The 20,203-nt window shown below is 70.9% G+C and carries 24 protein-coding genes; 8 read left to right on the forward strand and 16 right to left on the reverse strand.

What is annotated here, in order from left to right:
• Nucleotides 1-22: 22 nt before the first annotated feature.
• Both OWR29_RS19735 and OWR29_RS19740 read right to left on the reverse strand, forming a co-directional pair.
• Nucleotides 23-1,273 (reverse strand): class I SAM-dependent RNA methyltransferase, encoded by a 1,251-nt coding sequence (locus OWR29_RS19735; protein WP_267564384.1) that lies wholly within the window; start codon nucleotides 1,271-1,273, stop codon nucleotides 23-25.
• The gene (locus OWR29_RS19740; protein ID WP_267564385.1) at nucleotides 1,270-3,306 is read right to left on the reverse strand and encodes an APC family permease; all 2,037 of its coding nucleotides are present in this window, start codon (nucleotides 3,304-3,306) and stop codon (nucleotides 1,270-1,272) included. Before OWR29_RS19740 ends, OWR29_RS19735 begins: the two co-directional genes overlap by 4 nt.
• A 113-nt stretch (nucleotides 3,307-3,419) precedes the next feature.
• Between OWR29_RS19740 and OWR29_RS19745 the strand changes: the two genes are divergently transcribed.
• Nucleotides 3,420-4,085, forward strand: a complete 666-nt coding sequence (locus tag OWR29_RS19745; RefSeq protein WP_267564386.1) for a potassium channel family protein — start codon at nucleotides 3,420-3,422, stop codon at nucleotides 4,083-4,085.
• The gene (locus OWR29_RS19750; protein ID WP_267564387.1) at nucleotides 4,082-4,765 is read left to right on the forward strand and encodes a potassium channel family protein; all 684 of its coding nucleotides are present in this window, start codon (nucleotides 4,082-4,084) and stop codon (nucleotides 4,763-4,765) included. Before OWR29_RS19745 ends, OWR29_RS19750 begins: the two co-directional genes overlap by 4 nt.
• Here OWR29_RS19750 and OWR29_RS19755 read toward each other — a convergent pair.
• The 4 genes from OWR29_RS19755 to dut all read right to left on the reverse strand — a co-directional run bounded on the left by OWR29_RS19755 (nucleotide 4,762) and on the right by dut (nucleotide 7,222).
• On the reverse strand, nucleotides 4,762-5,559 hold the full coding sequence (locus OWR29_RS19755) for a DUF3159 domain-containing protein (protein ID WP_267564388.1): 798 nt from the start codon (nucleotides 5,557-5,559) through the stop codon (nucleotides 4,762-4,764). The genes OWR29_RS19750 and OWR29_RS19755 overlap by 4 nt on opposite strands.
• Nucleotides 5,556-5,933 (reverse strand): OB-fold nucleic acid binding domain-containing protein, encoded by a 378-nt coding sequence (locus OWR29_RS19760; RefSeq protein ID WP_267564389.1) that lies wholly within the window; start codon nucleotides 5,931-5,933, stop codon nucleotides 5,556-5,558. The genes OWR29_RS19755 and OWR29_RS19760 overlap by 4 nt, the downstream gene beginning before the upstream one ends.
• Nucleotides 5,934-6,043: 110 nt before the next feature.
• A complete protein-coding gene (locus OWR29_RS19765; protein WP_267564390.1) occupies nucleotides 6,044-6,730 on the reverse strand; it encodes a DUF3710 domain-containing protein in 687 nt (228 codons plus the stop codon).
• An 18-nt stretch (nucleotides 6,731-6,748) separates the two neighbouring features.
• Nucleotides 6,749-7,222 carry a dUTP diphosphatase gene (dut, locus tag OWR29_RS19770; protein ID WP_267564392.1) on the reverse strand — a complete coding sequence of 158 codons (474 nt, stop codon included), beginning with the start codon at nucleotides 7,220-7,222 and terminating at the stop codon, nucleotides 6,749-6,751.
• A 91-nt stretch (nucleotides 7,223-7,313) separates the two neighbouring features.
• On the opposite strand from dut, the gene OWR29_RS19775 reads away from it, so the two are divergent.
• Nucleotides 7,314-7,790: a DUF3093 domain-containing protein gene (locus tag OWR29_RS19775; RefSeq protein WP_267564393.1), complete on the forward strand. Its 477-nt coding sequence runs from the start codon at nucleotides 7,314-7,316 to the stop codon at nucleotides 7,788-7,790.
• Here OWR29_RS19775 and OWR29_RS19780 read toward each other — a convergent pair.
• Both OWR29_RS19780 and OWR29_RS19785 read right to left on the reverse strand, forming a co-directional pair.
• The gene (locus OWR29_RS19780) at nucleotides 7,777-8,595 is read right to left on the reverse strand and encodes a hypothetical protein (RefSeq protein ID WP_267564394.1); all 819 of its coding nucleotides are present in this window, start codon (nucleotides 8,593-8,595) and stop codon (nucleotides 7,777-7,779) included. The genes OWR29_RS19775 and OWR29_RS19780 overlap by 14 nt on opposite strands.
• A 160-nt stretch (nucleotides 8,596-8,755) precedes the next feature.
• Nucleotides 8,756-9,052 carry a DUF4193 domain-containing protein gene (locus OWR29_RS19785; RefSeq protein ID WP_221378756.1) on the reverse strand — a complete coding sequence of 99 codons (297 nt, stop codon included), beginning with the start codon at nucleotides 9,050-9,052 and terminating at the stop codon, nucleotides 8,756-8,758.
• 355 nt (nucleotides 9,053-9,407) lie between these two features.
• On the opposite strand from OWR29_RS19785, the gene OWR29_RS19790 reads away from it, so the two are divergent.
• Nucleotides 9,408-9,947, forward strand: a complete 540-nt coding sequence (locus OWR29_RS19790) for a LytR C-terminal domain-containing protein (RefSeq protein WP_267564395.1) — start codon at nucleotides 9,408-9,410, stop codon at nucleotides 9,945-9,947.
• Here OWR29_RS19790 and OWR29_RS19795 read toward each other — a convergent pair.
• Nucleotides 9,944-10,774, reverse strand: coding sequence for an inositol monophosphatase family protein (locus OWR29_RS19795; RefSeq protein WP_267564396.1), 831 nt, complete (start codon nucleotides 10,772-10,774; stop codon nucleotides 9,944-9,946). The two genes, OWR29_RS19790 and OWR29_RS19795, sit on opposite strands and share 4 nt — an antisense overlap.
• Nucleotides 10,775-10,990: 216 nt before the next feature.
• Between OWR29_RS19795 and OWR29_RS19800 the strand changes: the two genes are divergently transcribed.
• Nucleotides 10,991-12,601, forward strand: a complete 1,611-nt coding sequence (locus OWR29_RS19800; RefSeq protein WP_267564398.1) for an RNA polymerase sigma factor — start codon at nucleotides 10,991-10,993, stop codon at nucleotides 12,599-12,601.
• Nucleotides 12,602-12,845: 244 nt separating this feature from the next.
• Nucleotides 12,846-13,085: a DUF7455 domain-containing protein gene (locus OWR29_RS19805; protein WP_253237025.1), complete on the forward strand. Its 240-nt coding sequence runs from the start codon at nucleotides 12,846-12,848 to the stop codon at nucleotides 13,083-13,085.
• Nucleotides 13,086-13,197: 112 nt separating this feature from the next.
• On the opposite strand, the gene OWR29_RS19810 is transcribed toward OWR29_RS19805, so the two are convergent.
• The 5 genes from OWR29_RS19810 to OWR29_RS19830 form a co-directional block, all read right to left on the reverse strand.
• Entirely contained in the window at nucleotides 13,198-13,452 is a 255-nt protein-coding gene (locus tag OWR29_RS19810; RefSeq protein WP_267564399.1) for a helix-turn-helix transcriptional regulator, read from the reverse strand.
• Nucleotides 13,452-13,946 carry a hypothetical protein gene (locus OWR29_RS19815; protein WP_267564400.1) on the reverse strand — a complete coding sequence of 165 codons (495 nt, stop codon included), beginning with the start codon at nucleotides 13,944-13,946 and terminating at the stop codon, nucleotides 13,452-13,454. The genes OWR29_RS19810 and OWR29_RS19815 overlap by 1 nt, the downstream gene beginning before the upstream one ends.
• A 58-nt stretch (nucleotides 13,947-14,004) precedes the next feature.
• The gene (locus OWR29_RS19820; RefSeq protein WP_267564401.1) at nucleotides 14,005-15,729 is read right to left on the reverse strand and encodes a DEAD/DEAH box helicase; all 1,725 of its coding nucleotides are present in this window, start codon (nucleotides 15,727-15,729) and stop codon (nucleotides 14,005-14,007) included.
• A 90-nt stretch (nucleotides 15,730-15,819) separates the two neighbouring features.
• Nucleotides 15,820-16,434 (reverse strand): trimeric intracellular cation channel family protein, encoded by a 615-nt coding sequence (locus OWR29_RS19825; RefSeq protein ID WP_267564402.1) that lies wholly within the window; start codon nucleotides 16,432-16,434, stop codon nucleotides 15,820-15,822.
• Between the two features lie 25 nt (nucleotides 16,435-16,459).
• Entirely contained in the window at nucleotides 16,460-16,678 is a 219-nt protein-coding gene (locus tag OWR29_RS19830; protein WP_267564403.1) for a DUF3039 domain-containing protein, read from the reverse strand.
• A 173-nt stretch (nucleotides 16,679-16,851) separates the two neighbouring features.
• Between OWR29_RS19830 and OWR29_RS19835 the strand changes: the two genes are divergently transcribed.
• Together OWR29_RS19835 and OWR29_RS19840 are read left to right on the forward strand one after the other, a co-directional pair.
• A complete protein-coding gene (locus tag OWR29_RS19835; RefSeq protein WP_267564404.1) occupies nucleotides 16,852-17,802 on the forward strand; it encodes a pseudouridine-5'-phosphate glycosidase in 951 nt (316 codons plus the stop codon).
• Nucleotides 17,802-18,680: a carbohydrate kinase family protein gene (locus OWR29_RS19840; RefSeq protein WP_267564455.1), complete on the forward strand. Its 879-nt coding sequence runs from the start codon at nucleotides 17,802-17,804 to the stop codon at nucleotides 18,678-18,680. The genes OWR29_RS19835 and OWR29_RS19840 overlap by 1 nt, the downstream gene beginning before the upstream one ends.
• On the opposite strand, the gene OWR29_RS19845 is transcribed toward OWR29_RS19840, so the two are convergent.
• Both OWR29_RS19845 and OWR29_RS19850 read right to left on the reverse strand, forming a co-directional pair.
• The gene (locus tag OWR29_RS19845; RefSeq protein WP_438872620.1) at nucleotides 18,677-19,087 is read right to left on the reverse strand and encodes a DUF3099 domain-containing protein; all 411 of its coding nucleotides are present in this window, start codon (nucleotides 19,085-19,087) and stop codon (nucleotides 18,677-18,679) included. The two genes, OWR29_RS19840 and OWR29_RS19845, sit on opposite strands and share 4 nt — an antisense overlap.
• Before the next feature lie 72 nt (nucleotides 19,088-19,159).
• Entirely contained in the window at nucleotides 19,160-20,152 is a 993-nt protein-coding gene (locus tag OWR29_RS19850) for a methyl-accepting chemotaxis protein (protein WP_267564405.1), read from the reverse strand.
• Nucleotides 20,153-20,203: the final 51 nt, after the last annotated feature.

Here is a 20,203-nt window from a genome sequence, read left to right on the forward strand (position 1 = left end):
GATCTCGCGTGAACGACGTCTGTCAGGTTTCCAACAGTGCGACGCACTCCACGTGCTGGGTCATCGGGAAGCAGTCGAAGGCCCGCAACGCCGTGAGTTTCCAGCCCAGCTCGCGGAACGTGTTGATGTCGCGGGCCAGCGACGCCGGGTCACAGGCCACATAGGCCACCGCGCGCGGGGCGGCCGCGGCCACCGCCCGTACGACCTTGGCCCCCGCACCCGCCCGGGGCGGATCGAGCACGACGAAGTCGACCGGGCCGGTCACCCGGCGCCGCAGCAGGGCCGAGTCGACCCGGGCCTCGACCACCTCGGCGTACGGCAGGTCGGCCAGATTCCGCCGGGCCGAGTCGGCGCCGACCGGGGAGGACTCGACCACCGTCGTACGCCCCTGGGTCTGCGCCGCGACCGCCGCCGCGAACAGACCGGCCCCGCCGTAGAGGTCCCACATGCTCTCGCCCTCGGCCGGCCGCAGCATCTCGAGCACGGCGGCCACCAGCGTCTCGGCCGCGGCCGGGTGCACCTGCCAGAAACCCTCCGGCGGCACCCGCCAGGTACGCCCGGCGGCCACCTCGGTCACCTCGGCCGGCCCTTCGACCAGCCGCCGCCCGCCACCGCCCAGCGTGGTGCCCTCGGCCGGGTCGTCCGGGGGCAGCGTGCCGCCGGTGCCGGTCGGGCGGGCCAGCACGGTCACGTCGCCACCGGTGGTCGCCACCGCCTCCAGCGCGTCCGCCTCGGGCCATTCGCGGCTCAGCACGTCCAGCTCCTGGATGGCCGGGTGCGCGATGCGGCAGCGGTCGATCGCCACCACCTCGTGCGAGCGGTGCTTGAGCAGCCCGGCCCGGTCGGCCGCGTCGACCGCGTAGCGCACCCGGCTGCGCCAGCCCAGCAGCCCGCCCGGCAGCTCCTCGACCTCGACGTCCCAGCGCAGCCTGGCCAGCCGGCGCAGCTGCTCCTCGACCACCGAGGCCTTCCACCGGCGCTGGGCGTCGCCCGAGGCGTGCTGCAGGTCGCAGCCGCCGCAGGCGCCCGGCCGGGCGTACGGGCAGGGCGGCTCGACCCGGTCGGCCGACGGCTCGTGGATCGCGACCGCGTCGGCCCGCAGGAAGCCCTTGTGCAGCTCGGTGATCTCGGCCGTCACCCGCTCGCCGGGCAGCGCGTGCCGCACGAAGACGACCTGGCCGTGCTCGCCGCCGACTCGGGCCACGCAGTGACCGCCATGAGCCGGGGCGCCGACGGTCAGCTCGACGCGCTCGCCCTCTTCCAGTGTGGTCACGGCAGCTTCTCCGCGGGGGTCTCGTCCGGGGCCGGTTCGACGGCCCGGACGCGGGGGCCGCGGGCCGGCACCCGGGTCAGGCTCTGGTCGAAACGGTCGAGGTCCCTGTCCTGGCTGGAGCGCAGCTGCCAGGGCACGCTGGTGACCATCACGCCCGGCTCGAACAGCAGCCGGCCCTTGATGCGCAGCGCGCTCTGGTTGTGCAGCAGGTTCTCCCACCAGCGGCCGACCACGTACTCGGGCACGAAGACGGTGACCACGTCGCGCGGCGAGCCCCGGCGCACGCCCTTGACGAAGTCGATGATCGGGCCGGTGATCTCGCGGTAGGGCGAGTCCACGACGGCCAGCGGCACCGGGATCTGCCGGCGCTCCCACTCGGCCTGGATGGCCCGGGTGTCCTTCTCGTCGACGTTCACGGTGACCGCGGTCAGCGTGTCGGGGCGGGTTGCCTGGGCGTACGCCAGGGCCCGCAGGGTCGGCATGTGCACCTTGCTGACCAGCACGACCGCGTGGTTGCGGGACGGCAGCACGGGCCGCTCGTCGGTCGGCTGCAGCTCTTGCGAGACCCGCGTGTAGTGCTTGCGGATGGCCACCATGAGGCCGTAGATGGCGATCATCGCGGCGATCGCGATCCACGCCCCGAGCAGGAACTTAGTGATCAGCACGATGATCAGCACCGTTGCCGTGAGGCCCATGCCGAAGGCGTTGATCGCCCGCGACCTGACCATCCGACGGCGGCGTTCGGGGTCTCGTTGCGTACGCAGCAAGCGGTTCCAATGCCGGATCATGCCGCCCTGCGACAGCGTGAACGACACGAAGACGCCCACAATGTAGAGCTGGATCAGCCGGGTCGTCTCGGCCTGGAACGCCGCCACCAGGATCATCGCGGCGATGGCGAGGAAGATGATGCCGTTGCTGAAGGCCAGCCGGTCGCCCCGGGTGTGCAGCTGACGCGGCAGGTAGCGGTCCTGGGCCAGGATCGAGCCGAGCACCGGGAAGCCGTTGAAGGCGGTGTTGGCGGCCAGGAAGAGGATCAGGGCGGTCACCGCGCCGACCACGTAGAGCAGGATCGACCCCGGCCCGAAGATCGTCTCGGCCAGCTGCGTGGTGACCGTCTTCTGCACGTAGTTGCTCGGCCCGGAGACGATCTGCAACGTCGGGTCCTCGACGTACTGCAGCTTGGTGGCGCGGGCCAGCAGCACGATGCCGACCAGCATGACGATCGACAGCCCGCCCAGCAGCATCAGCGTGGTCGCCGCGTTCTTGCTCTTGGGCGGCTTGAAGGCGGGCACACCGTTCGAGATGGCCTCGACACCGGTCAGCGCCGCACAGCCCGACGAGAAGGTCCGCAGCAGCAGATAGGCGAACCCGAAGCTGGTGAGGTGGTCCTCCTCGGCCGTGATGACCAGGCCCGCGCTCGGCGCCAGCAGGTCGTCGCCGAGCACGAAGACCCGGAACAGCCCGGTCAGGATCATGCCGACGATCACGAAGATGAACGCGTACGTCGGAATGGCGAAGGCCGTGCCCGACTCACGCAGCCCTCGCAGGTTGAGCGCGGTGAGCAGGGCGATCGCGCCGATCGCGAAGGCCACCTTGTGCTCGGCCACGAACGGCACGACCGAGCCCAGGTTGCCCACGCCGGACGAGGTCGACACGGCCACGGTGAGGATGTAGTCGACCAGCAGGGCGCTGCCCACGCCGAGCCCGGCCCGGGGGCCCAGGTTGACCGTCGCCACCTCGTAGTCGCCGCCGCCGGAGGGGTAGGCGTAGACGTTCTGCCGGTAGCTGGCCACCACCGTCACCATCACCACGGCGACGGCCAGCGTGATCCACGGGGAGATCCAGAAGGCGCCCGCCCCGGCGATCGACAGGGTCAGCAGGATCTCGTCGGGCGCGTAGGCCACGCTCGAGAGGGCGTCGCTGGCGAAGACCGGAAGCGCGATCCGCTTGGGCAACAGCGTGTGCTGAAGCTTGTCGGACCGAAACGGCCGGCCCAGCAGGAGCCGCTTCGCGAGGGAGGTCGTACTGGCCACGAGTGCCAAGCGTACGGCGGGCTTTTCGCACTCGCGCCCCGCCCCGGCCGCCGCTCCTGGCGGCCGCATGGCAATCTCTCACTGAGTAGCACCCACGCGGGAGGACGCGACACGTGCACGTGGTGATCATGGGGTGTGGCCGGCTCGGTTCGACGCTGGCCCACAACCTCGAAGAGCGCGGCCATGCGGTGGCCGTCATCGACCAGAACTCGGACGCCTTCCGCCGCCTGGGCTCCGATTTCGGCGGCACCACGGTGACCGGCATCGGCTTCGACCGCGACGTGCTGCGGGCGGCCGGCATCGAGCGGGCCGACGCGTTCGCGGCCGTCTCCAGCGGCGACAACTCCAACATCATCTCGGCCCGGCTGGCCCGCGAGACGTTCGGGGTGTCCCGGGTCGTGGCCCGCATCTACGACCAGAAACGGGCCCAGGTGTACGAGCGGCTGGGCATCCCCACTGTCGCCACGATCCGCTGGGCGGCCGACCGGATGGTCCGCCACCTGGTCCCCGAGGGCACGGTCGAGGTCTTCCGCGACCCGACCAGCGTGGTCTCGATCGTCGAGGCGCCGCTGCACCGCGACTGGGTCGGCCGCACACTGAAGTCGCTCGAGGAGCGCACCGGCGCCCGGGTGGCCTACCTGATGCGCTTCGGCATGGGCACGCTGGGCACCGCGTCCACCGTCATCCAGGACGGCGACCAGGTCTTCATGCTGGTCACCGACGAGACGGTGGGTGTCGTGCTCGACATCGCCTCCGGCGCCGACAAGGAAGGGCAGTGACCATGCGGATCGCCATCGCCGGGGCCGGCAACGTGGGCCGCTCGATCGCGCAGGAGCTGATCGGCAACGGCCACCGGGTCATGCTCATCGAGCGCCAGCCCAAGCAGCTGCGGCCGGAAAGGGTGCCCGAGGCCGACTGGGTGCTGGCCGACGCCTGCGAGCTGAGCAGCCTGGAAGAGGCCGACGTGGCCGGCTGCGACGTGGTGGTGGCGGCCACCGGCGACGACAAGGTCAACCTGGTGGTGTCGCTGCTGGCCAAGACCGAGTTCGCCGTGCCGCGCGTGGTGGCCCGGGTCAACCGGGCCGAGAACGAGTGGCTGTTCACCGAGCAGTGGGGCGTCGACGTCTCGGTCAGCAAGCCGCGCCTGATGGCCGCCCTGGTCGAAGAGGCGGTCACCGTGGGCGACCTGGTCCGGCTGATGACTTTCCGCCAGGGCGAGGCCAACCTGGTCGAGATCACCCTGCCCAGGAACGCGCCGTACGAGGGTCAGCCCGTCCGCGACGTGCCGCTGCCCCGCGACTCGGCGCTCGTGGCCATCCTGCGCGGCAAGCGGGTCATGGTGCCCACCGCCGACGACCCGCTCGAGGCCGGCGACGAGCTGATCTTCGTCTGCACCGCCGAGGTGGAGGACCAGATCCGCGCCGTCGTGCTGGGCAGCGAGGGTCGCGAACTGGGCTAGGCGGCCGCCTCTTCCGTCTGCTGGCTGCTGGTCACCCGGTGGATGGCCCACGCGGTGAAGGCGAACGTGGCGGCGTAGATCGGCCAGCTGATCAGGATGCGGGCGATGCCGAGCGCGTTCGCCTCGCCCATCTGGTAGAGGACGAACTGGATGCCCGCGCGCACGCTCAGCGAGGCCACCCAGACCAGGGTGAGCCACTGGAACGTACGGAACAGCCGGGCGTTGCCGAACCAGTCCTGCCGGCCCTTGTTGGCCATGACGCCCCACACGTAGCCGATGATCGGCTTGCGGACCAGGACGGAGACCAGCAGCGCCGCCGCCTGGGCGAACGTCAGCAGGATGCCGGGCAGATAGAAGTCCTCGGCCTTGCCCGTGCGCCAGGCCAGGAAGGCGCCGATGGCGATGCCGAACAAACCGTTCACCGCATGGCGTACGGGTTGCTTGCGGGCCAGCCGGAAGGCGCCGATGGCCAGCGCGGAGAACACCGCCCCGCCGATGGCCCAGTACAGCGCCGTACGCTTCTCGAGCCCGACCACGGTGTCGCCGAGGATCACGTTGAGCGCCACGAAGGCGAGCACCGGAAGGCTCGACTCGATCAGCCCGCGTACACCGCCGAGCTGCTCCGAGATCTGCTCCGACATCGACGGGAAGGGCTCTTCCTCGTCGCCGTCCTTGCCCTTGGCGTCCTTGGCGTCCGGCACCGCATGGAGGTCGAGTTCCTCGACGACCTCCTCGGCGAGCCGTTCCTCCACGGTTTCGTGCGCGGCGTGACGCGGCTCGCTGCCGGGTGTCACCGGGGCGCCTCCAGCTCGTAGTACGGGTTGTAGATGACCTTGCGATCGTCGCGGATGGCGATGCGGCCGCGGGCGGTGAGCTGACGGCCGGGCTCGATGCCGGCGATCGACCGGCGGCCCAGGAAGACCAGGGTCACCACGTCGCTGCCGTCCCAGAGGTCGGCCTCCAGGGTCGGCAGGTTGGTGCGGGGAGTGTAGGCCACCGTCCGCAGCCGCCCGTTGACCGAGACGACCTGACCGCGCGTGCACTGCCCGGCCGGCATGGCGCCGCACTTGGCCACCTCACGCTGCAGATCCCGCGCGTCGAGCTCGGAATCGGTGGCGGTCAACCGGTCGAAGAACCGGCGCAGGCCGGTGCGCTCGTCGGTGGTCATGACCTCTCCTAGCCCCACCCGGGATGCTCGCCCCGTCCGGGACGAACGGCACGGGCCATCGCCGTGCCGTTCCTACAAGGTACGCCCCGGGTGACCACTGTCACGACCCGCTATACAGGCCGGCTGCCGTTCGTCTGCGGACCCTGCTCCTGCTCGGCCTCGGCCTGAGCCTGCTCGGTCATCTCTTTGGGCAGCCGCAGCGGCAGCGCCTCGCGCACCGGGCGGGCCTCGTTGTCACGGACGACGACCAGACCGGAGAGAACTTCGCCCAGCCGGCCCTCACGGTTCCGGTCGGCCGCGGCGGCGCCCTGGTACAGCGCGCGGACCATCCAGCGCGGGCCGTCGACGCCCACGAACCGCACGTCGGCCGGGCCCTCGGGGGTGTTCACCCGGGCCGACAGCTCGACCCCGTACGGCCCGTCGACCTCGCGCGGCGCCACGCCGTCGGCGGTCATGGCCTCGGCGATCTCGGCCCGGACCTCGTTCCAGATGCCCTCGGAGCGCGGGGCCGCGAACACGCCCAGCTGCAGCGCGCTCTCGCCGTCGACCAGCACGATCTGCTCGACCGCGCCGTCCGGGTTGGCCTGCACCCGCACCTCGACGCCGTCGACGGCCGGGATCAGCAGGCTGCCCAGGTCGAGCCGCTGCACGTCGTCGGGGGCCTGGCCGGAGTCCCAGGGGCCGTGGTCGGGCCGCGGGGGCTCGTCGCCGGCGCTCAGACTCTGCTGGAGCGCCTCGGAGGGCGGTGCGTCGGTCGCACGCACGTGCTTGGGGCCGCCGCGCTTACGCGAGAACATCTTTACTGACCTTCCGTCTCATGCCTGAGTGGGCTGGCTGGGCAGCGCACTGTGCCCGCCCGTCGACCCGTGGCCACCGGCGCCGCGGGAGGTGTCGCCGAGCTCGTCGACGACGTGGAACGACGCCCGCTCGACCCGCTGGACGACCAGTTGGGCGATGCGGTCGCCGCGAGCGATCTTGACCGTGTTCACCGGGTCGTGGTTCACCAGAATCACCAGAATCTCGCCACGGTAACCGGCGTCGACCGTACCCGGAGCGTTGAGCACCGTCACACCCAGCCGGGCGGCCAGACCGGAGCGGGGGTGCACCAGTCCGACGTACCCCTCGGGAATGGCCACCGCGATGCCCGTGCGCACCTTCGCGCGTTGCCCGGGCGCCAGCTCCGCCCCCTCGGCCGCGACCAGGTCGGCGCCGGCGTCACCCGGATGTGCGTAGGCCGGCAGCGGGAGGTCGGGATCGAGCAGGCGGATCGGGATCACCACGTCGGTCAAGGTAACGATTCCTCACTGGTGCGGCTGCGGGCGGCACTCACCCTGCCATCCTGCCGTGCCCCGTCGCGGAGGCGCGCCGTACCCTTCCAGGGTGACACCGGAGTCCTCCACGCGCACCACCGCGGCCCCCGCCTACGCCGAGCGGCTGCACCTGACGTGGTGGATCTGGCCGGTGATGCTGCTCGTGGTGGCGATCCTGGGGTTCGAGCTGATGCTCGGCTTCCCCGATGTGCCGGCCTGGGTCGTGTTCGCCGTGCTGGTCCCGCTCGCCCTGGCCGGCATGGCCTGGGTGGGCCGCATCCGGGTGGCCGTCACCGCGGGCGAGTTCCAGGTGGACGATGCCCGGCTGCCGCTCGAGTTCGTCAAGGACGTCGTGGCGCTGGACGCCGAGGGCAAGCGCGAGGCTCTGGGCGTGGGCGCGCACCCGCTGGCGTTCGTGGTGCAGCGCCCGTGGATCGGCCCGGCCGTGCAGGTGCTGCTCGACGACCCGGCCGACCCCACGCCGTACTGGATCGTCAGCACCCGTCACCCGGTCGAGCTGGCGACCGCCCTGCTCAACCGTCGATGATCTTCGAGCGGCTCTTCCGCAGGTCTTTCTTGATGTGATCGCCCAGGTTCTTGGTGGCCCGGCGGTTCAGATAGCCGGCCACGGCCGCGCCCGTCAACATCGGGCCGTACGTGGTGAGGCTGCGGCCGAACCTCTTGAGCAGGCTGGTCTGCAGTTCCTTGCGGGCGGCGGTGCCGAGCACAGAGGCCACACCGACGCCGGGCACCAGCGGGTTCACCCCACGCTGCTGCGACCAGGCCTGGATCAGCGCCCCGGCCCGCTGGCCGAGCCCGCCCCGGATCGGCTGCCCGTAGATCTCGTGCAGCTCGCCGACGAGCTTGAGCTCCACGGCCACCACCGCGACCGTCTCGGCCGCGAGCAGGACCGGCGCGGTGAGCAGGGTCGGCGGCGCCACCCACTCGACAGCGGCCACGCCGCCCCCGGCCGCGCCGACGCCCGCCGTCGAGAGCGCGGCGTTGCGGATCAGGCGGTCGGCCAGGTCGTCGTCGCTCAGGCCGGGGAAGTGGCGGCGCAAAGTCTCGATGTCCCGCACGGGGATGTGCGGCGCGACGTCGGCCACGACGTCACCCATCCAGCGCATCGCCGCCTTGGGCTTGAACATCTGGCCCATCCCCCGGCGGCGGATGTCCCCCACGAGCCGGCCGAGCAGCTGCCGGCGGCCGGCCGGTTCCAGGTCGTCGGCGGTGAGGGCGGCGACGGTCTCGCCGAGTTCGCTGTCGACCGCGGCGAGCTCCTGGTTCTTGGCAGTCGTCTGCTCCAGGGCCCGCGAATCGTTCGTCTCGGCGGTGTGGTCCGTTCCGCTCATCGTCGTCCTCCCGTCGTCGGTCGCGGGCTCATGCCTCCATGGTGATGCCCCGTGTCGACCCCGGGTCAAACCCGGCAACGGCCTGACGCCCGACCGCGAACCGCGGCCGGGTGGTGTTACGCCACGCCCCCCTGCGCGGCGCTGCGCGCGAGTGTGCCGGTCAGGCACACTCGCGGCAGATCAGCTCCCCGTTCCGCTCCGCGGCCAGCTGGCTGCGGTGGTGAACAAGGAAACAGCGGGCGCAGCGGAACTCGTCGGTCTGCATCGGCAGCACCTTGACGGTGAGTTCCTCGTCGGCCAGGTCGGCGCCGGGAAGCTCGAAGCTCTCCGCCACCTCGACCTCGTCGACGTCCACTGAACCCGACTGCGAGTCGGCGCGGCGGGCCTTGAGCTCCTCGAGGCTGTCCTCGCCGAGGTCGACCTCATCGCGACGCGGAGCGTCGTAGTCGGTGGCCATCGGTCTTCACTCTCCTGTATCGATGTGTCACTTGGCGTTAGTAACGCCCGCGACGTTGTTTCGGTTCCCGGTTCCGCCGGACGATTTCCGACACTGCTCCGGCTCTGCCCCTGACACGCCGAACACCCCCGGTGAGCGGGGAACACTACCGCTGTCGCGGCAGTGTTGTACGCGCACGGGCGGCCCATTGTTCCCGATGTGACCGAGGCGACATCAAAGTAGGGGTAGCAGCCTCTGGATCATCGTCGGCGCGCCGGAAGTATTCCCTGTTTCCGCATGCCTGGCGCACAGACGCTAACCTCTCGACAGGTCCCGCCCCTTCCCCGGGGCAAGAAGAACCCCTGGAGCCAACCCCATGAGCTTTGCGCGCGTACGAGCGCTCATCGTCGTCGGCGTGCTTGCCGTGGCCGCGGTGGTGTTCGTCATCGTCGCGCTGGTGCAGGACAGCCAGGGCGGCCCGACCGCCGGTGAGGGCTGCCCGGCCGGAGCGCCCCTGGCCGACGTGACGCTGCCCGACGACCCGGCCGAGGTCACCGTCAAGATACTCAACGGCACGGACACCCCCGGCCTGGCCGACAGCGTCACGAACGAGTTCAAGAACCGGCGTTTCACCACCCAGAAGCCGGCCGAGGCCAAGTCCAAGCTCAAGGGCGTCGCCGAGATCCGCTACGGGCCGGACACCGTCGGCAAGGCGCAGCTGCTGCGGGCGTACTTCCTGGCCCAGTCCAAGATGACCTACAGCGCCAAGCGCAAGGGCGGGGTCATCGAGATCGTGATCGGCAACCAGTACCGCCAGCTCGCCACCACCACCGAGGTCAACCAGTCGCTGGTCGAGGTGGGCGAGCCGACGCTGCCGCCCGGCGCCTGCGTCAAGCCGGCCGACAAAGACTCCTAGGCGCCCCCCGCGGCATCGAGTGCGACCAAGGCCTCGTGCAAGGGGCCGTGGACGGCCGGAGGAGCCGCCACAAGCATCTCGATGCCGGGGGCGGCCCCGCCGAGGCCGGAGACGACAATGCCGGCCTCGGTGGCGATCAGACCGCCGGCGGCCCAGTCCCACGGGTTGAGCCCCTTCTCGTAGTACGCGTCGAGCGTGCCCTCGGCGACCGCGCACAGGTCGAGCGCGGCGGCGCCGAACCGCCGGATGTCGCGCACCTGGGTGATCAGCCCGGCCAGCACCCGGCCCTGGTGCTCACGTCGCCGGGCGTCGTACCCGAAACCGGTGCCGACCAGCGCCTGCCCCAGGCCGCTGGGAACCGAGCCGTGCAGCCGCTTCTCGCCCCGCCAGGCGCCGCCGCCCAGCGTGGCCGTCCACTCGTCGCCGGTGGCCGCGTTGATCACCACGCCGGCCACCACCGCACCGTCGACCTCGGCGGCGAGCGAGACCGCGTACTGCGGCAGCCCGTAGAGGTAGTTCACGGTGCCGTCGATCGGATCGAGGATCCAGCGCACCCCGCTGCCCCCGCCGGCCTCGGTGTCGCCGTACTCCTCGCCCAGCACCGCGTCGCCGGGCCGGGCCGCCTGAAGGGCCTCGATGACCTGGCGCTCGACCGCCTTGTCGGCCGCCGTGACCACGTCGGTGGCCGTGCTCTTGGTCTGGACATCGCCGATCGCCTCGGACCGCATCCGCCGCGCGGTGGCCGCGCCCTCGCGCGCCACCTGGACCGCGAGCCCTAGCAAAGCGCCGGGTGTCGATGGGGTCGAAGCCGCCGAAAACTCACTCACGTGTACGCCCTTTCCGCCGATAGCATTCTCTCGCCGGCCCTCATCGGCGAGGTCGGCGGCCCCCGCGGCGTGCTGCGGCAGGAGGATCTCGCCCGACGGCGCTACAATTCACCCCTGCCCACCGCTTCGCGGACACCACAGCACCGATTCGTCCGCGTCCCGGGGGTCCCCACACCAACACCGGCCAGCCTCCCCGCCGTGCGCTGCGCTGGGCTCATGGCCGTGCTCATCCTCGCCTCCGGAAGGTCTTTCGTGACAGAAGCCCACCAGAACGGTGCCGACGTTCGTTCTCTCACCGAGGCCCTGATCGCCCATGCACAGGGTGCGGGCGGGCAGCTCACGTCGGCCGAGGTCGCGCACACGCTCGAGTCCGCCGAGGTGAATCCGGCCCAGGCCAAGAAGATCCTCCGCGGTCTCGTCGACGCGGGCATCACCGTCGTCGTCGACGGCTCGGTGAGCACCCGCCGCAAGGTCGCCGCCGCTCGCGCCGCGACCCCGGCCTCGAAGGCCACCACCGCCAAGGCCGCCCCCGCCCGCAAGGCGACGCCGGCGCCGAAGCAGGCCGAGGCGGGCGAGGCGGCTCCCGCCGGCGCCGCCCCGGCAACACCCGCCGCCCCGGCCAAGAAGGCGGCGGCGAAGAAGGCCGCGGCCAAGGCCGTCCCGGCCAAGAAGGCCGCCGGCCCGGCCAAGGCGGCCAAGCCCGGCGAGGAGGGCCCCGCCGACGGCGAAGAGATCGACCCCGAAGAGCTCGCCGCCGAGATCGAGGACGTCGTCGTCGAGGAGCCGCCGGCCATGGTCGCGGCCGCCGCCACCGACGCCGCCAGCTCGGCCACCGACGGCGACTTCGAGTGGGACGACGAGGAGTCCGAGGCGCTCAAGCAGGCGCGTCGCGACGCCGAGCTCACCGCCTCGGCCGACTCCGTCCGCGCCTACCTCAAGCAGATCGGCAAGGTCCCGCTGCTCAACGCCGAGCAAGAGGTCGAACTGGCCAAGCGGATCGAGGCCGGCCTCTACGCCGCCGAGCGGCTGCGCGCCTGCGACGAGGGCGAGGAGAAGCTCGAGCGCAACATGGAGCGCGACCTGCGCTGGATCGGCCGGGACGGCGAGCGGGCCAAGAACCACCTGCTCGAGGCCAACCTGCGGCTGGTCGTCTCGCTGGCCAAGCGCTACACCGGCCGCGGCATGGCCTTCCTCGACCTCATCCAAGAGGGCAACCTCGGCCTGATCCGCGCCGTCGAGAAGTTCGACTACACCAAGGGCTACAAGTTCTCCACGTACGCCACCTGGTGGATCCGCCAGGCCATCACCCGCGCCATGGCCGACCAGGCCCGCACCATCCGCATCCCGGTGCACATGGTCGAGGTCATCAACAAGCTCGGCCGCATCCAGCGCGAACTCCTGCAGGACCTGGGCCGCGAGCCCACCCCTGAAGAGCTCGCCAAGGAAATGGACATCACCCCGGAAAAGGTGCTGGAGATCCAGCAGTACGCCCGGGAGCCCATCTCGCTCGACCAGACGATCGGCGACGAGGGCGACAGCCAGCTGGGCGACTTCATCGAGGATTCCGAGGCGGTCGTCGCGGTCGACGCGGTGTCGTTCTCGCTCCTGCAAGACCAGCTGCAGCAGGTCCTCCAGACGCTCTCCGAGCGCGAGGCGGGCGTGGTGCGGCTGCGGTTCGGCCTGACCGACGGCCAACCGCGCACGCTGGACGAAATCGGTCAGGTGTACGGGGTCACCCGTGAGCGCATCCGGCAGATCGAGTCCAAGACGATGTCGAAATTGCGACACCCGTCCCGCTCCCAGGTCCTGCGCGACTACCTGGACTAGGGGCATTCGGTCAACAATCCGTGCCCGAATGGTCACCACCCGTACATCATCGGGTGGTGATCAGACCGTTGTGCAGAAGTGATCGTTGACGTGGCACCCTTGGATCACGGCACACTTAGAGCCCAGCACGTGTGACCTCGGTCCCCCCGGGGCACAGTGGGAAGGCCGCAACGGTGCAGGGTGTTGCACGATGTGAGCAGTAGCCGAGGAACATGTTCATCGGTTCGAACAGAGGAGGAAGGCGATGACCCCGACTCTCACGCCGCCGGCAGGTAGTGTGGCCGGCCCCGCAGCCGATGAACGGTGCGACCGCTGCAATGCAGCCGGAAAGCTCCGTTTGACCCTGGCGGGTGGCAGTGAGCTGGTGTTCTGCGGACACCACGCCAACCGGTACGCCGAGGACCTGGTGAAGATCGCAGTGCAGTTCACGGCTGACCCGGAGTTCACCTGGCGTGGCGCCGACATGATGCCCAGCTCCAACTGAATATCCCCGTTCCCCCGACCAAGACTTGAAAGGGGCGCCCACGGTGTGGGGCGCCCCTTTTCCATGCCCGCGCGCGGCTGCGCCGTCCGGCCGCCAGGGGCCGCCGTGCGTGTTATTGCCCGGTGGGCGGCTCGGCGTCCCACAGCTCTTCGACGCTGACGTGGAGCGCCTTGGCCACCTTGATCGCCAGGTAGACCGAGGGCGCGTAGTCCCCCGTCTCCATCGCGATGATGGTCTGGCGGCTCACCTGGACGGCCGCCGAGAGGCCCTGCTGGGTGAGGCCGGCCTCTTTGCGCGCGGCCCGGATGCGTACGCCTGCAGTGCCACCCGCCTCCGGCGCCCGCACAGGGCCCGCCGGTGGGGCCATCAGTCTTCGTCCGCGGTTGCGGCGGCCTCGAGACGGCGCCGGCGGCGGCTCTGCAGCATCTGTGCCACCACGCCGCCCGCACCGCCGATCACGCCGCCCACGGCGGCGCCGATCCACGTCGAGTCATCAGGCCCGTAGGCGCGCAGAGAGCCGACGAAGAACACCGCATAGGGCAGGCCACCGGCGAGGCCCCACAGGACGCGCCTGGTGTCCATGACGCGGGGTGTGGTGTCGACCCGGCGGGATCGCACGTACCACATGCAGACGAGCATGGGGACGAACATCGCGACCAGCACGACGGCCAGCGGGAGCACCGACGGACGGCCCAGCGGCCACACCATGATCGCCGCGGCCCACGGGACGGCGATCCACTGCAGCGAGGCGGCGGCGGAAATGCCCTCGTACCACCGGTAGCGCTCGCGCTCGTCGCCGTAGAAGTCGCCGTCAGCGTCGATGCCCCACCGAACGACTCGATCCAGAATTGTCGTCGTCATGCATCCAGCATGGCGTCAAGTCCACTTGACGTCAAGAGAACTTGACGTAAAGAAGACTTCACAGCGTCTGGATGGTCGCGATCCGCTCCTCGAGCTGCTCGATCGTCGCCTGCGCGCTGGGCGGCCCGCCGCACAGCCGCCTCAGCTCGGCGTGGATCTTGCCGTGCGGCAGGTTCGTGCGGTGGTGGTGGGCCGCGACCAACGTGTTCAGCTGGCGCCTGAGGCTGTTGCGGCGCTCCCCCGCCGTCATCACCGGCGGGGCCTCCCGTTGGGCCGGAGCGGGCGGCTCAGCGGCCTTCTGGCGTTTCTTGGCGGCCAGCTGGTCCGCCTGCCGCTTGTTCAGCAGCACCGAGACCTGGTCGGGGGTGAGCAGGCCGGGCAGCCCGAGGTACTCCTCCTCCTCGGCCGTGCCCGTCATCGCCCCCATGCCGAACGAGGCGCCGTCATAGATGACCTGGTCGAGCTCGGCCGTGGCGGACAGCGCCTCGAACTGCTTCTCGAGCTCGCCCTCCGCGTTCTCCTCCCGCTGCGCCCGCTCGAGCAGGTCGTCGTCCAGGCCGTCCTTCTGCTTGGGCAGGCCGAGCACGTGGTCGCGCTGGGCCTCCATCTCGCTGGCCAGCCCGAGCAGGTGCGGCACGCTGGGCAGGAAGACGGTCGCCGTCTCGCCCGGGCGCCGGGCCCGCACAAAGCGGCCGATCGCCTGCGCGAAGTACAGCGGGGTCGAGGCGCTGGTGGCGTACACACCGACGGCCAGCCGGGGAATGTCGACGCCCTCCGACACCATGCGCACGGCCACCATCCAGCGGTCCTGCGAGGCGGCGAAGGTGGCGATCCGCTTCGAGGCGCCCTCGTCGTCCGAGAGCACCACCGTCGCCGGCTGGCCCGAGATCTCCCCGATGAGCTTCGCGTACGCGCGGGCGGTCTGCTGGTCGCTGGCGATGATCAGTCCGCCCGCGTCCACGATGCCGTGCTCCCGCAGCTTGGTGAGCCGGGCGTCGGCCGCCCGCAGCACCTGGGGCATCCAGCCGCCGCGGTAGTCCAGCGCCGTACGCCAGGCCTGAGCGATCAGGTCTTTGGTCATCGGCTCGCCGAGGCGGGCGGCCAGCTCGTCACCCGCGTTGGTGCGCCAGCGCGTCTCGCCGGAGTAGGCCATGAACAGAACTGGCCGCACGACCCCGTCGCGGAGCGCGTCCGAGTAGCCGTACACCGAATCGGCCCGCGACCGCTGCAGCCCGTCGTCGCCGCGCTCGTAGCTGACGAAAGGGATCGGGTTCTCGTCCGAGCGGAAGGGCGTCCCGGTGAGCATCAGGCGGCGTTCGGCGGGCTCGAAGGCGGCCTTGACGCCGTCACCCCAGCTGCGCGAGTCGCCGGCGTGGTGGATCTCGTCCAGGATCACCAGCGTGGGACGGGTCATCGTGCGCCGCCGGTGCACCGCGGGGGCCATGCCGACCTGGGCGTACGTGAGCACCGCGCCGTGGAAGTCGCGCGACGAGTGGATGTCGGCGTTGCGGAAGGCGTGGTCGAGCTGGATGCCGACCCGGCCCGCGGCCGCCGCCCACTGGACCTTCAGGTGCTCGGTGGGGCAGACCACGGTGACCGCCTCGACGGTGCCGTCGGCCAGCAGTTCGGCCGCGATCCGCAGGGCGAAGGTGGTCTTGCCGGCGCCGGGGGTCGCCACCGCCATGTAGTCGTCGCTGCGGCGGCGCAGATAGCCCACGAGGGCCTTGCGCTGCCAGTCACGAAGCGGGGGGAAGGTCTCCAGATCCGGCAGTGGCGGGCTCAAGCTGCGACGATCCTTTCCCCTCAGCAAAACACCCCCGGCAAGTGACCGGAGGCGGCATTCAGCATAGCCGCGGCGGCGGCCCGGCGCGGGTTACGGCGCAGCCACCGGCGCCGACCACCGGCGGTACAGCGCGACGAGCCGCACCCCCGTGATAAGCAGGGCCGACACCGCCATCGTGAGCGGATCGGCGAGATCGGCACCCCGCAGGATCGTGACAAGAATCGCGCCGCCGAGGGCGGCCACGGCATAGATGTCACGCTGCAGAACGACCGGGATCTCGCCGGTCAGCAGATCGCGGGCCAGACCGCCGCCGATGGCGGTGAGCATGCCGATCAGGCACGCGCCGACCGCGGGCACCCCGGCGTCCAGCGCCTTGAGAGTGCCCGTGACCGTGAACAGGCCGAGGCCGGCCGCGTCGAGCAGCAGCACCGCGCGGCGCCACCGGGTCAGCTGCGGGTGCAGCCAGAAGACGGCGAGGGCGGCGGCGACCGCGGTGACCGCGTACCGCCAATCGGCGAAAGCCAGCGGCGGGACGGCCCCGATCACCAGGTCGCGCAGAATGCCGCCACCGAGCGCCGCGATGAAACCGACGAAAGCGATCCCGAAGATGTCGAGCCGCTTCGCGATCCCGGCCGAGGCGCCCGAGGCGGCGAAGACCGCCACGCCGATCAGATCAGCGACGAGGAGCCCGTCCCCCGCAGTCACCGGGCGCCTCGGGAGGAACGACCGGTCAGTGCTGCATCGCTTCGTAGATCTCTTTGCACTGCGGGCACACCGGGGAACCCGGCTTCGGCGACTTGGTCACCGGAAACTTCTCGCCGCACAGCGCGATGACGTACGTGCCCATGACCGCGCTCTCGGCGATCTTCTCTTTCCGCACGTAGTGGAACATCTCTGGCCCGGTGTCGGCGTCCTTGGTCTCGGGACGCTCCAGGATCTCCGTGCTCACGACATATGCCCTTCGGTTCTGGTGGTCAGGGTCGTCAGACCACCGGTCCCCCCGGCCTGCGGCAGCTGACGAAAGCTCCAACCCGCAAGTGTGACACCTCGGACCGGGCCGGTCCAACGACCAGGTCGCCGGTCTTTGGCCAGGTCGCGATCAGGCACCGTACGGTAGCTCTCGTGACTGACTTCGCGATTCGATACGGCGAGCACGTGACCCGTGCCCGCCGGGAGGGCCGGCCGGTGGTCGCGCTCGAGAGCACGATCATCTCGCACGGTCTGCCGCACCCGGACAACCTGCGGGTGGCGCGCGAGATCGAGCAGACCGTCCGGAACCAGGGCGCCGTGCCGGCCACGATCGGCATGATCGGCGGCGAGCTGGTCGCCGGCCTGGACGACGCCCAGATCGAGCACCTGGCCCTGGCCGAGGGAGTGGCGAAGCTCTCCGTTCGCGATCTTGCCGTGGCGGCCGCCCGGCGGGCCGACGGCGCCACCACGGTCGCCGCCACCAGCGCGGTCGCGGCCGCCGCGGGTATCGGCGTGTTCGCCACCGGCGGCCTGGGCGGCGTGCACCGCGAGGCGAACGTCACCTTCGACGAGTCGGCCGACCTGACCACGCTCGCGCACACGCCGATCGTGGTGGTCTGCGCCGGCGTGAAGTCGATCCTCGACGTCGGCGCGACGCTGGAACGGCTCGAGACGCTGGGCGTGTCGGTGGCCGGCTACCGCACCAAGCGCTTCCCCGGCTTCTTCATCACCGACGGCGGCTTCGACGTCGACTGGGAGCTCGAGTCGCCCGAGCAGGTGGCCGACGTGATCCGCGCCCGCTCCGACCAGAACGTGGGGGCCGGCGCGCTGATCCTGGCCAACCCGCTGCCGGCGGGCGAACAGCTCGATCCGGAACTGCACGACCGTACGCTGGCCGAAGGCCTCTCGCTGCTGGCCCGGGGCGGCATCACCGGCAAGGCGGTCACCCCGTTCCTGCTGAGCCACTTCCACGAGAGCACCGAGGGCAAGAGCCTCGAGGTCAACGTACGCATCATCCTGCGCAACGCCGCCCTCGCGGCGCAGATCGCGGTGGCCACAGCAGCCGAGTCGAGCGCCCCGCTGGGCTTCACCGTCCCCGCGTGATCGTCGTCGTCGGCGACCTGGTCACCGATGTGCTCGTGGCGCACGGCGGCCCGATCGAACTCGGCTCGGACACCGCCGCCGCCATCACGGTGAGCGGCGGTGGTCAGGCTGCGAACACGGCGGCCTGGCTGGCCCGCACGGGACGGCCGGTCACGCTGGTCGCCGCGGTCGGTGACGACCCGGCCGGTCGCGAGCGGGTGGCCGAGCTGACCGCGGCCGGGGTGACCTGCGCCGTACGAGCCCACCCGCAGGTGGCCACCGGCAGCGTCGTCGTGCTGGCCGGCCCCGAGGAACGCACGATGATCACCGACCGGGGCGCGGCCCTGCTGCTCGACCCGGCCGACGTCCGGCACGCGATCCAGGCCTCCGAGGCAACCCACCTGCATCTGTCGGGCTATCCGCTGCTGCACGACGGCTCGCGGCCGGCCGGTCTCGAAGCGCTCGCCGCCGCGGCTGCGCGTGGCCTGACGACCAGCGTCGACGCCGCCTCAGCAGCACCGCTGCGCGCGGCCGGGCGGTCCGCCTTCCTGGCCTGGGTGCGGGACTGCGACCTGTTGCTGTGCAACGCCGACGAGGCCGACGTCCTGGCCGGCCCGGGTACTGCGGACGCGCAGGCGGGCCGGTTGACTCAGCACGTACGCAACGTGGTGGTCAAGCAGGGGGCGGCCGGCGCGGTCTGGGTGTCCCGGGACGGCGGCGTGTATTCGGTGACGCCGGCGCGGGTCGCCATGAAAGACCCGACCGGTGCCGGCGACGCCTTCGCGGCCGGCCTGCTCGCCGCCTGGTGCTCCGGGCAGGATCCGGAGGCCGCGTTGAAGGCCGGAGCCTCGTTGGGTGCCGAGGCGGTCGCCTCGATCGGCGCCCGGCCCCTCGGTTAGCTCTTCTCGCGGTCGCGCTGTTCGGCCGGGGTCCAGTTGCCGGTGTCCGTCGGCTCGAGGTCGATGGTCAGATATTCCGTCGCCTCGGCGGAGTGCTGCGGAAGGCTGGTCTGCGGCTTCGGTTCGCGGGCGAGGGCGTCAGCGGCGCGTTCGGCCTTGGACTTGGGCGGCCGGTCGTTGGCGATCAGCACGGCCGCCCAGGGCAGGAAGACCATGCCGGCGGCACAGAGCACCAGCCAGAGTCCCAGCAGGGGCGGGCGAACGCTGAGCAGGATCGCGCCCACGATCAGGCAGGCGGCCCGGATGCTCATCATCGTCACGTAGCGGATCTGCCGCCAGCGGAACTGTTCGTCCGGACTACGGGCTGCGTCCGTGATGAGAACCGCTCGGTCCGGCTGCTTCTTCACGATGGGGTCTCCGATCGACCCCCCATGATTACACCGTTCGTATCAGTACGCCCACCACGCACGGAAGCGGAGTCAGAACAACTCGATGGCGGGCGCGTCGTTCGAGGTGACCGTGCCGCCGGTGTGCTGCTCATGGGTCATCCGCTGGCGGGCCATGACGTGCCGGTTCCGCAACTGCTCGACCGAGACAGTGCTGCCCAGGACGACCGACTCGGGCGTCACTCCCTTGACGTACCCGAGAAGGTTCTCCGTCCCCGACTTCATCTGACCGATCGCCTCGGCCACGTGCTCGAGCATCTGCCGGGTGATGTCCTGGAACTGGACGTGGCCGACCGCTCCCGTGGTCTCGGCGGTGAGCGCGCCGGAGCTCTGCTCCACCTGGTGCAGCGCCGCCATGGTGTCGTGCAGGACCCGTTCCACCAGTTCCGACATTTCCCGCTGGGCCTTGGCGATGCCGGAGAGCCGGCGCGTGATGGCGTTGTCCTGGGAGCGCAGGTCCGGTCCGCCGGAATCCCGGTCGAACTGGGAGTCGTCGGAGAGCACCATGTCGAGCCGGGCGGTCAGATCAGCGATGTTCGTGCCGATGTCGTTGGCCGCCCGGGCCGACCGGTCGGCCAGCTTGCGTACCTCGTCGGCGACGACCGCGAAGCCCTCGCCCTTGTCCCCCGCGCGCACCGCCTCGATCATCGCGTTCAGCGCCAGGATGTTGGTCGCCTTGCTGACCTCCTCGATCTGGCCGACGTGCTGCTTGAGGTCGCGCATCTCGTTGACCAGCCCCTGGATCTGCTGGTCGCGATAGAGGAAGTACCGGATCAGGCGGTCCCACAACTGGTCGTTGGTGAGGGTCGCCTGGCCCAGCTCCGACTCGGTGCGCCCGAGCGTGCCGGCCAGGCGGACGACGTCGGCCGCCATGGTCTCGGCCAGCCCGTCGACTTTGATCATCTGCTCGACGATCGACTCGGCCGCCTCACCGGTCTGCTCGATGACGTCGTGCAGGTGGGCGTCGGCCACCTCGCAGACGGCGGGCATGTCGTGCAGGGCGGTGGCGACGATGTCCGCCTTCACCTGAGTCACCTCCGAGGCTGCGGGCACCGGTGGACGGCGGAGAAGGCGGGA

This window comes from Paractinoplanes pyxinae (assembly GCF_026626335.1).
GTDB lineage: Bacteria > Actinomycetota > Actinomycetes > Mycobacteriales > Micromonosporaceae > Actinoplanes > Actinoplanes pyxinae.